General features: G+C 64.3%; 10 protein-coding genes and 2 pseudogenes. 6 read left to right on the top strand and 6 right to left on the bottom strand.

What is annotated here, in order from left to right:
- The first annotated feature begins 4 nt into the window (after positions 1-4).
- The 5 genes from F573_RS0113235 to F573_RS0113215 all read left to right on the top strand — a co-directional run bounded on the left by F573_RS0113235 (position 5) and on the right by F573_RS0113215 (position 4,205).
- A complete protein-coding gene (locus F573_RS0113235; protein WP_026300931.1) occupies positions 5-259 on the top strand; it encodes a hypothetical protein in 255 nt (84 codons plus the stop codon).
- Positions 260-370: 111 nt separating this feature from the next.
- Positions 371-1,411, top strand: a complete 1,041-nt coding sequence (locus F573_RS0113230) for a YafY family protein (RefSeq protein ID WP_019022987.1) — start codon at positions 371-373, stop codon at positions 1,409-1,411.
- A 16-nt stretch (positions 1,412-1,427) separates the two neighbouring features.
- Positions 1,428-2,114 (top strand): YajG family lipoprotein, encoded by a 687-nt coding sequence (locus F573_RS0113225; protein WP_026300930.1) that lies wholly within the window; start codon positions 1,428-1,430, stop codon positions 2,112-2,114.
- 199 nt (positions 2,115-2,313) lie between these two features.
- On the top strand, positions 2,314-2,955 hold the full coding sequence (locus tag F573_RS0113220; protein ID WP_019022985.1) for a HEPN domain-containing protein: 642 nt from the start codon (positions 2,314-2,316) through the stop codon (positions 2,953-2,955).
- A 215-nt stretch (positions 2,956-3,170) separates the two neighbouring features.
- On the top strand, positions 3,171-4,205 hold the full coding sequence (locus tag F573_RS0113215; protein ID WP_019571040.1) for an ADP-ribosylglycohydrolase family protein: 1,035 nt from the start codon (positions 3,171-3,173) through the stop codon (positions 4,203-4,205).
- Between the two features lie 201 nt (positions 4,206-4,406).
- On the opposite strand, the gene F573_RS0113210 is transcribed toward F573_RS0113215, so the two are convergent.
- Entirely contained in the window at positions 4,407-5,387 is a 981-nt protein-coding gene (locus F573_RS0113210; protein ID WP_019022983.1) for a sensor domain-containing diguanylate cyclase, read from the bottom strand.
- A 35-nt stretch (positions 5,388-5,422) separates the two neighbouring features.
- On the bottom strand, positions 5,423-5,602 hold the full coding sequence (locus F573_RS15280) for a hypothetical protein (protein ID WP_196800559.1): 180 nt from the start codon (positions 5,600-5,602) through the stop codon (positions 5,423-5,425).
- Positions 5,603-5,975: 373 nt separating this feature from the next.
- Here F573_RS15280 and F573_RS0113200 point away from each other — a divergent pair, with 373 nt between their 5' ends.
- Complete coding sequence (locus F573_RS0113200; RefSeq protein ID WP_019022981.1) at positions 5,976-6,572, top strand: cyclin-dependent kinase inhibitor 3 family protein; 597 nt, start codon at positions 5,976-5,978, stop codon at positions 6,570-6,572.
- Between the two features lie 80 nt (positions 6,573-6,652).
- Here F573_RS0113200 and F573_RS0113195 read toward each other — a convergent pair whose 3' ends face one another.
- From F573_RS0113195 to F573_RS15275, 4 genes and pseudogenes are all read right to left on the bottom strand, one after another.
- Positions 6,653-7,414: a SprT-like domain-containing protein gene (locus tag F573_RS0113195; RefSeq protein WP_019022980.1), complete on the bottom strand. Its 762-nt coding sequence runs from the start codon at positions 7,412-7,414 to the stop codon at positions 6,653-6,655.
- Between the two features lie 172 nt (positions 7,415-7,586).
- Positions 7,587-7,826: pseudogene (locus F573_RS0113190) on the bottom strand (helix-turn-helix domain-containing protein); the annotation flags it as partial.
- 74 nt (positions 7,827-7,900) lie between these two features.
- Positions 7,901-9,190 (bottom strand): McrC family protein, encoded by a 1,290-nt coding sequence (locus F573_RS0113185; RefSeq protein ID WP_019022978.1) that lies wholly within the window; start codon positions 9,188-9,190, stop codon positions 7,901-7,903.
- Positions 9,187-9,747 (bottom strand): annotated as a pseudogene (locus tag F573_RS15275) (hypothetical protein); the annotation flags it as partial. The pseudogene F573_RS15275 and the gene F573_RS0113185, both read right to left, overlap by 4 nt.

The following is a 9,747-nucleotide window of genomic DNA, read 5'->3' as shown; positions in this document are numbered from 1 at the left end:
CTTCCTGCTCGCTGCGCTGACGGGGTGTGCCGTGCCGTCGTCATCCGAGCGGGATTACCCTTCACCCGGGCAGCCGCTGATCCGTGATGCCGATGGCCGCATCACCGGCTACATCGACGAGCAGCCGCCGGGGCCCACCTACATCCGCGGTACGGACGGCCGGATCCGCGGCACCGTGGAGGAGGGGCCGGGCTCCGCGCCGACGCGGATTCGCGATACGGACGGGCGCATTCGGTATGAAATCGGTGAGCTACGTTGAAAGGTCGTGCCTCGGCTTCAGGGTGCGGGCATCGAATCTTTGCACGGCCGATGGGCGGCTGGCAGGCTCCACCGTGAGCGGGACAACCGACGGGCAGGGGATGGACGGGAAATGACCAAGGGCAACGGAATGCGCGCGACGCTGCAGCGGCGGATGCTGCTGCTGGGCATGGTGCCAAGGCAGTCCCGCCGGATCAGTGCGCCGGAACTGGTTGAACGCCTGCAGGCGCGGGGACTGGATACGACCCTGCGAACCATCGAACGGGACCTGGAATCGCTTTCGGCATTTCTACCGCTTGGGCGCGACGAGCGGGACCGTCCGTACGGATGGTATTGGCTGGCCGATGCCCCGCTGCAGGACATGCCCGCACTCGACCCCGAGACGGCGCTCACCCTCCAGATCCTGGATGCTCACGCATCACGCCTGCTGCCGCCGTCCGCCCGGGAACGGCTGGCACCGCAGGTTGCGCGGGCGCGGGAGGTGCTGGAAGCCACGGGGCAGTCGTCCGGCCTGAGTCTGTGGCCCGAGCGGGTGCGTATCCTTCCCAACGGTCCGCCACTGGGTCCGCCGGCGGTCCCGGAAGGTGTGTTCGCGACCGTGCAGCAGGGCCTGCTGGAACGCCGCTGCCTCGATATCACCTACCGCTCGCGCTCGAAGGAGCGGGTGCGCGACCACCGCATTCACCCTCTGGCGCTGGTGTTCCGCGAGCCGGTCACCTACCTCCTGGCTACCATCGAACCGCACCAGGACGTGCTGCATCTCGCGGCGCACCGGATCGAGGCTGCGGCCCTGACCGAGGTGCCGGCGCGCGATCCGGACGCCGGCTTTGATCTCGACCAGTTCATCGAGCAGGGCGCATTCGATTACCCCGAAGGCGAAACCATTCGCATCGAACTCCGGGTGAATCCGGCGCTCGCTTACCACCTGCACGAAGCGCGCCTGTCCGAGGATCAGACCATCGAGCCCGAAAGGAACGGCGAGTGCTCCCGGGTTACCGCCACCGTCCGGGACACCGCACGTCTGAAGTGGTGGCTGCTGGGGTTGGGTGCCAGTGTCGAGGTCCTGGAACCGAGGCCATTGCGGGACGCGATGATCCAGGAACTGGAATCTGCGAGGATGGCTTATGGAACCACAAGAGGGGGGAGGGAATAGGGTGAGCATCACGCGAATGGCAGTGGTCCTGTTGGGCGGCTTTCTGGTGGCTGGATGTACCACCACACCGGTCACGCTGGATCCGGCTTCAAGCCCCGAATTGGAATCGGTCGGCGAGGCCAACGTGGAGATGGGGCCCGTCACGGATAGCCGGCAGCACGGGGCGAACTGGTTGGGCGCGATTCGGGGCGGTTTCGGCAATCCATTGCAGACGCTCGAGACCGAAGAGCCGGTATCCGATGTGGTCCGCGACCAGTTCATTACGGGGCTGGAACAGCGCGGCATGCTGGCGGAGGAAGGAGAGGGTGACTTCGTCATGGAGGTCGACATCGAACACCTGGATTCCAACCAGGTGATGCGGCGTGAGGCGCACTCCCGACTGAATGTCACACTGTTGGAGCCCGGTTCCCGGCAGATCGCCCACGAGAATTCGGTTCGTGCGAGCAATGTCGAGGGCGGTGCGGGTGGCGGCGTCTTTGCGTCCATCGAGAAGCTGGAAGAGATCCTGACGCGGACCCTGTGGGAGACCATCGACGAGGCCCTGGACGATGAGCGACTGCATCAGGCCATCGCTGCCGGCCCTTCGGAAAGTCAGACATCGGGCGAGCTGGAAGCGGATATCGAGGCCCTTCGGCGGCTTCGAGACCGCGGCGTGATCACCGAAGAAGAGTACAACGAGCGCGTACTCGATTTGGTGGAGTGATGGTGCAGATCTCTCTGCCCGGTCGCGCCTGACGGATTGCGCGACATGCCAGGCGTCGAAGTCACGGGGCGGGGGAAAGTCCGTTCGGTGTCGGCGATGACCAGCCGATGTGTGCGGCTGCCAACGGATTCAGTGCGGTCGCGATGAGTCGTGCTCACGAGGGGCTGGAAAACCGCGAGGTACAGTGCAAGGAGGAACCATGTCGCACGACCAACTGAAAGCGAGGCAAAGGGCCGAGAGACATGAGCACGCTGAAGGAATCGCCCTGCGGATTCACCGTGCGCTGAGTTGGCTCAAGCGGTCGGAGATGTGCGATGACGAAGACGGGCGTTTCATCTTCCTGTGGATCGCGTTCAATGCCGCGTACGCAAACGATCTCGGGGAGCAGCGCGTCGGCGAGAGCCGGCTATTGCGGGAATTCCTGCATCGCTTGAGTGACCTGGATGGCGGGAGGCGGCTGTACGACCTGGTCTGGCGGCAGTATTCCGAATCCATCCGTCTCTTGCTGAACAACCAATATGTGTTTCAGACCTATTGGGATTGCCAGAATCGTGTGGAAGGAAGTGAGGATTGGCAGGAACGGTTCGCCGCAGCTCGGCGAGCCGCGCACGCGGCACTCGCGCAACAGGATACCGGCACCGTTCTCGCGATCGTGTTCCAGCGTCTTTATACGCTCAGAAACCAGCTCGTTCATGGTGGGGCGACCTGGGGTAGCTCGGTGAACCGCGAGCAGCTCCGGGATGCCAATCGGATCATGGGGGACCTGGTTCCGGCGGTCATTGAGATCATGCTGGATAATGCGCAGGAGCATTGGGGGGATGCCTGTTATCCCGTTCATTGAACCTGGGGTCCATCGTCGCCCTTGCCCGAGGATAGGTTCGCGTCTGACCAGTACTGGACTGGCCTCAAACTGATCGCTCGACCGAACATGTTGTCGGGGCAGCGCATGTTTCGTGATAACGCTCTCGCCAGTGGCCGAACGCCCGCATTCGGTGGGATCGGATCTATGCAGTGTTCCCGCGGTGGGCAAGCGACACCGCCACGGACATCGGGGAGATGAGGGTGCTGACAATCGAAGAGCGTTATCGGGGCGCGATGCTGGGTCTGGCCTGCGGCGATGCGCTGGGCACCACACTGGAGTTTCGCGAGCCGGGAAGCTTTGAACCCATCACCGACATGGTGGGAGGCGGGCCGTTCGGGCTGCAACCGGGGCAGTGGACCGACGACACCTCGATGGCCATCGCGCTGGCGGAGAGCCTGGTCGAGTGCCGAGGCTTCGATGCGCACGATCAGATGGACCGTTACGTCCGCTGGTGGCGCGAAGGCTATGCCAGCAGTACGGGGCGGTGCTTCGACATCGGGAACACGGTGAGCGCAGCGCTTGCGCGGTACGAAGACTCCGGCAATCCGTTGAGTGGTTCGGAGGATCCCGGAGCGGCGGGTAACGGCTCGCTCATGCGCCTGGTTCCGGTCCCGCTGGCCTACCGCCGTACCCCGGCCCGGGCCCATGAAACCGCCCGTGTGAGTTCCCGGACCACGCACGCGGCTGCGGAATGTCTCGATGCCTGTCGTCTGTGGACGGCTTATATCCTTGCCGTTCTGGAAGGGGCGGAACGAGCCGAGGTGCTGGAGCGGCCCTGGCAGGCGCTCCCCGGCTTCGGTCCGGGCGATGAGCTGGAACCGGCCGTCCAGGCCATCGCCGAGGGCTCCTTTCGCCATCGGGATCCACCGCAGATCCGGGGGACGGGTTATGTGGTCGAGAGTCTGGAGGCGGCCCTGTGGGCCTTTGACCGCAGTGGGGGTTTCCGCGAGGGGGCGCTGCTGGCGGCCAATCTGGGCCACGACGCCGACACCACCGCCGCGATCTACGGGCAATTGGCGGGGGCGTACTACGGGGAGGCAGGGATCCCGGCGCAGTGGCGTGCCCGGCTCAGCCAGTACGACCGGCTGGCCGGTCTGGGCGATGCTTTGTTGCGCCTTTCTGGTGGAACTCCCTCGGGGCCTTGCGAGACGGGTGATCCGTCGGCAGTGGATAGTCCGGGGCTGTCGGAAGACGGTTGGTTTCGATCATCAGCGACGGATGATCGCTGAGACCATCCAACGGATCCCCTTGTTGGTGAAGTGTCGCGATCATCTTCATGGGCTCGCTAACGCGGGAGGGTCACCGGGTGAGCTGCCCTTAGTTGTTCGAGACCAGGGTGCGTGTGTGGGCCCAGCCTTTCATTGGCCCTCCATTTCGGCTGCCGTGCCCGTCTCCGGGACGATGGTCGATGGGCGATCCCATGCGGTGGTTCATTCGGTCGGGTGCGGGCCGTCGGTTTCCAGACGGTTGCGGCCGTTGGCTTTCGCCCTGGACAGGGCTTGATCGGCTCGGTGCAGGGTTGCTTCAAAGCCCTCCCCGTGTTCCAGCGTCGCCGCCCCGACAGAAACCGTGGTGGTGAACACGGGGGACGTTTCATCGATCTCCACGGAGGCGATCGCCTCCACGATCCGGTGTCCCAGACGGGTCGCCCCCACCAGATCGGTTTCCGGCAGCAGGATCACGAACTCTTCCCCTCCGATACGGCCGAGACGATCGTTGGTGCGCAGGAGCTCGGCGCAGGTGCGTGTGAAGCGCCGCAGGGCCTCGTCCCCCCGGGCGTGCCCGAAGCGGGAGTTGATGCTCTTGAAATGGTCGATGTCCAGAATGAGCAGGGACAGCGGGTGCCCGTAGCGACGGGCGCGTTCTACTTCCTCGTGGGCCTTTTGGAACAGGGCGCGTCGGTTGGCGATTCCGGTCAGCGGATCGGTTTCGGCCGCCTGGCGCCAGTACTGCTCGAGTTGTTTTCGGGGAGTGATATTGACGGCCACCCACAGTACGACGGGCTTGGGGTGATCGTAACTGGGCAACGGGAGGATGCGGCCCTCGAAATACTGTTTACTCGGATCGGCGGCTTTTTCCCGGATTTCGGGCGGTAGGGCCGTCACGTCCTCGACTCCCAGTTCGTACTCCAGGAACTGCATTTCTCCCGTCCGAAGGGCCTCCCGGACCACCCCCAAAAAATGATTGGCAATGCTTTCGGGGAGAGCGTCCTGGAGGGTCGAGCCTTCCAGCGGCTTGCCGCTGACATACATGGCTTCGTTCGTCCCGCCGATGACCCGAACGTAAAGCCCGTCTTCATCGATCACGAACGAGATGTCGGGCAGCGCACGAAGCAGGCCGAGGAGCTGGTCGCGTTCGGCCTTCAGCTGCTCGATCAGGGTCGTCTGGTCAGACCGCGGTGTCTCGTCCATGGGGCTTCTCGGCGACGTGGTCGTGGCCTTTTCGATCACCGACTTTGCGAGCCGTCTTCTTCGTTCTCAGGAGTCTCTTCATCGTTCGGCCGATGAAGGACGTCAAAGCCAGCGGCGGCCTGGCTGTCGCTGCGCCTTTGCATGTTCTCCCGTCGCTTGCGGAGTTCTTCTTCTTCCTCTTCGCGCTCGTCGGCGTCGCGTCTTGCGTCGGTCACGTGAAGTTCCTTTCGTATGGGGGATATCAAAGCCGTTCGCTGCATCGTCGGCCATGAGGGTGCAGGTTGCAATCGCCGGAAATGCGCAGGTCTCGAACCGGGCGACAGGTTTAGTCGCCCGAGCGAACCGGAAGGGCGTTGCGGGCTTTGTTGGCGGAATAAAAGTGGGTAGGGTTCCACTGGACCCGCCAGCGGGCCTCACGGAGGTGGCAGGGACATGACGGCGTACGGGTACCGGGGGGAGCGAATCTCGACGGAGTGGCTCGCGCAGCTCAGCCAGCATGACCCGACTCGGGGGCGGCGATGCGCTTCACCAGCGCTCGAACGCCAATCCATCGGGGATCCTCGCCATCGAATCAACGGAGCGCACTGAATGAACGCCGTTCGGACCACTACCAGTCATCCGCTGGAGATCGCCGAGATCACGTTGCCGGAGGGCGGCACCATCGGTATCACCCTCTGTCCGGGCAAGCAGCAGGCTCATGGGATGACGGGCGCCTGGGCCCGCGATCTGGAGTCGGATCTGGACCGAATCCGGGCGTGGGGCGCGGCCGGCGTCGTGACCCTGACAACGCTGGAAGAACTGCACGAGCTGGGCGTGCCCCGGCTCGGGGAGGCCGTCAGCGAGACCGGGGTGACCTGGTACCACCTGCCCATCCCGGACATGGCCGCTCCCGACCGTCAGTGGGATGACCGCTGGCAGGCGGTGGCCCCGGAGATGCATCGAGTACTTTATGCAGGCGGGCGCCTGCTCGTGCACTGCAAGGGTGGTCTGGGACGGGCGGGTACGGTAGCCGCCCGTCTCCTGATCGATCGAGGCATGGCCCCGGATGCGGCGGTGGCTGCTGTTCGCCGGGCTCGGCGAGGCGCCATCGAGACGACCGAGCAGGAGCGCTATCTGCAAATGGTGCCGCCAGGGCAATACGCCGATGGAGTGGCCAGGGCCTCTCGCCAGGGAGGAGTTGAGTGAATCCAGCCTGGCTTGTCTGGCCGGCCTGACCGGCGGCCATAGCGGTTGCCGAGGCACATCTTTCCGGAAGGCGCCACCCGTTACGGCGCTTCTCCGGACAAATCCTCCATCGGGTCCAGGCACACCCCGCAGTTCACGGGGGTGTCGGGGCGCGCCCAGACGCGGGCGCCGCAGCTCGGGCAGGTGAGCCGCACGCGGGGATCCGGGCGCGGCTGGGGCGGGCCGAAGACCGCGGGTTTTTCGGGATCCTCCGGGTGGGCAAGGATTTCGGCCGGGGCGGGTGTGCTGGCGACCGCCAGGCCCTGTTCGGCCAGCGCCTCCTGCACCTGCACGACCGATTCGGGCGAGGTCGGGGCATGGCGGTCGAACCAGGGCAGGGCAAATCCGCTGGCCAGCAGATCCGCGCAAGCAAGGGCGAACGGCCCGTCGGGCCCGATGTAGTGGGTGACCCGGCGCCCGGTCTGCTTGCCGTCCGGCAGTCCGGTGTCGCTGGGCACCAGTCCGATCGCCTCCATCTTCTGCGCCCACTCGCGGTTGTGATGGTTTGAGCGGCTCGGCTTGCCGAAGCATTCCTGCCAGTGGTGAACCATCTCGTGCACCAGCGTGGAGAGCGCGACCTCCGGCGGGTTCAGCGTGAAGTACCCCGGATGCACACCCAGCTCGTGGATGATGGTGCCGTCCGCGGAGATGAACCGCTCCGCGTGGTGGTAACCCCGCTGGCGTCGGGAACTGCGCAGCGTGATCAGGCAGGGCGGCAGCACGTTGTCGAACAGCCGTTCGTTGAAGTGATCGAAGGCCTGCTGCAGGGCCGAATACATCGACACCGTGGGCGAGTCGTTCATGGCGTTCACCGGGGATGGATCCAAAACCCTGGATTGTACCGAGTCGCCTTTGTCACAAATCCCGTCACAAAGCCTTGGAGCCGGCTTTGGTCCTGGCCGGGGGAACAATAATGGCCCGGCTGCAAGTGGAATTCGGTGGCTCGGACTATTCGATCGGGCGGCTAAAGGCCCCGATTTCGGATTCCGCCGTGAGCATCGTGTGCATCTTCTTCGGACGATGGGTCCGGTCTTCCACCTCGGTGCGCCGGCGGCGCCACTTGCGCACCGTCATGCGGCTGATACCGTAGCGTCGGGCCAGTTCCGGATCGCTGACGCCGGCCGGCGCCTCCTGTAGTTCCCGCCGGATCCGGGGTGTGTTGCGGGCGTTGGAATGGATCGTACTCACCGTGTGGTCAGCTTCCCGTTCGCCCATCGTGCACACTACTCATCCACTCCCGGGCATGAAACCGGGGTGCCTTCGCGCGTGGTATGCAATCAGGCGAGACCCTAAATGTAGGTAGAAAAAGGCGATCGGGAAGGCACTTTAGACTCAGGAGGGCTGCGCTCCATATTCCAGAAATCGAGGTGCATTCGGGCGCCTGGATCGCTAACGGGTACGGCACGGACGGTCAACTTCACCCTGTTGCCGAGTTCGATGGTCAGCCGTCTGGGCCGCTCGCTCTGGAAACACTCCTGCTCGGGGAAGAACAGACCCACCTCGCGGCACCCGTATGCGGCGGCATAGGTGCTGATTTGATAGAGGTCCGAGTTCGACAACGCTCCGAGAGGATCCTTGCCGGCCAGGATTTTCCATTTGGTGTCGAGGATGGACACGACGGTGTTGTGCCGGTTCAAAAGGGCGATGTCGGGCCGCATTCGCAGTCGAGGTGAACCACGCTCCTCGGTGACCAAGTGTTGGATCGGGCCTTGTTCTTGCAGCCTGAGGCCGGCGCGCCGCACCTCGGGCTCTATCAGACTGGCGGTGTATCGCTCGAACAGACGGTTCATGTCGAATAGCAGGCTGAAGGTACGGCTTTGGCCGCTGCGAACGTCGAGGTACTGACCGGAAAGGAAGAGATGGGCGAGGTCGACCACGGGCGCGTAGCGACGCTGCATCCGGTTCAGATCATCGCCGCGTGGGGCCCATTCGTGTCGCTGCAGCGACGGGACATGGGCGAAACGCATGCGCAGTGACGCGATGTACTGGCGCAGGAGGAGACTCGACACGAGTGTCTGCAGAAGATCGAGGGCGGTTTTCAGCAGGCGGTTGACCGGGATGTCCGTACTGAGTTCGTTAAACCGACAGGCGATGCGTTGTGGGTGGGTGAGGTTCTCGCGTTGTTGACGCACCATGTCGATACGCCCGCGGACCATGCCCAGGTTGTCCTCGACGTCCCGGTAGTCCTGCAGCATGCCATGGCGAAGCTGGTGATCGAGGAGTTCGGCAAAATGCCGGATAAAGATGTCCAGCAGGAGCGTTTCGCTGTTTGCCAGGCTCGCGGCGCCCATATCCAGCGCATTGAGTTCGCTTCCGCGGCTCAGCAGAGTTAGCAGTGTCTTGCGCTGGTGCGCGGCCGACTGATAAGTGGACAGTTTGGGCAGGACTTCGATCTGGACATTGTCGAGGCGGACGACGCCACAGAACTGGCGAAACTTGACGCGCTGATGTCCCCATTCGAGGCAGCGCCCAGGCAATTGCGGCTCGGCCTCCGCGAGCAGGTCGGCCTCCCGGCGGTACAAGTCGCCGTGTTCGCCAATCACGAGCCAGCCGTGTTCGCGGGCGAGAACCTGCCTCATTCGTCCACGTCGTCCACGTTCTCGTAAATCTTGCGGATGGCATCCGGCGCAATGTCCCCGGGCGCCTTGACGTGATAGTCGGGCTTCTCGGGCCCGGGGGCGCCGTCGCCGAACAGATGTAGCGGGTCCAGCGTTGTTCGGGTAATGATCTGGTACTCCTCGGAGACGCCTTCGTCACCCAGCACGCGACGGATTTGCGCCCAGTCGTCGTAGAAGTACTCGGCGAGCATCGGGATGATGTCGTACACGAGTACGTCGCGCAGGTCGTCCAGATGCTTGACCTCCGTGAAGTAGGCGTGACCGAACGCCTGGTCACGATGGAGCAGGTAGCGCAGGCGCCGGTTGATGGTGTCCAGCAGGCGGCGCAGATCCAGTTGTCCGCCTTCTTCGTCGGGAATCCGCCCGTCCTGCTGCCCCGCGATGGCCTGCGGTTTCGGCAGCATCTCGTGGAAGCGGAACCGGCGGCGCAGGGCTGCGTCCATCAGCGCAATGGAGCGGTCCGCAGTGTTCATGGTGGCGTAGATGTCGAGATTCTTGGGAACACCGAACCGGTCCCC

This window comes from Thioalkalivibrio sp. ALE23, from assembly GCF_000378545.1.
In the GTDB taxonomy this organism is placed as follows: Bacteria; Pseudomonadota; Gammaproteobacteria; order Ectothiorhodospirales; family Ectothiorhodospiraceae; genus Thioalkalivibrio.
This window is presented reverse-complemented; position numbering and strand designations above follow the sequence as displayed.

Excerpts from the sequence above, each read along its gene's own strand:
- F573_RS0113225 (WP_026300930.1), top strand. The coding sequence starts at position 1,428 with ATGGCAGTGGTCCTGTTGGGCGGCTTTCTGGTGGCTGGATGTACCACC.
- F573_RS0113185 (WP_019022978.1), bottom strand. The coding sequence starts at position 9,190 with ATGAGGCAGGTTCTCGCCCGCGAACACGGCTGGCTCGTGATTGGCGAA.
- F573_RS0113230 (WP_019022987.1), top strand. The coding sequence starts at position 371 with ATGACCAAGGGCAACGGAATGCGCGCGACGCTGCAGCGGCGGATGCTG.
- F573_RS0113195 (WP_019022980.1), bottom strand. The coding sequence starts at position 7,414 with ATGAACGACTCGCCCACGGTGTCGATGTATTCGGCCCTGCAGCAGGCC.
- F573_RS0113215 (WP_019571040.1), top strand. The coding sequence starts at position 3,171 with ATGAGGGTGCTGACAATCGAAGAGCGTTATCGGGGCGCGATGCTGGGT.
- F573_RS0113220 (WP_019022985.1), top strand. The coding sequence starts at position 2,314 with ATGTCGCACGACCAACTGAAAGCGAGGCAAAGGGCCGAGAGACATGAG.
- F573_RS0113210 (WP_019022983.1), bottom strand. The coding sequence starts at position 5,387 with ATGGACGAGACACCGCGGTCTGACCAGACGACCCTGATCGAGCAGCTG.
- F573_RS0113200 (WP_019022981.1), top strand. The coding sequence starts at position 5,976 with ATGAACGCCGTTCGGACCACTACCAGTCATCCGCTGGAGATCGCCGAG.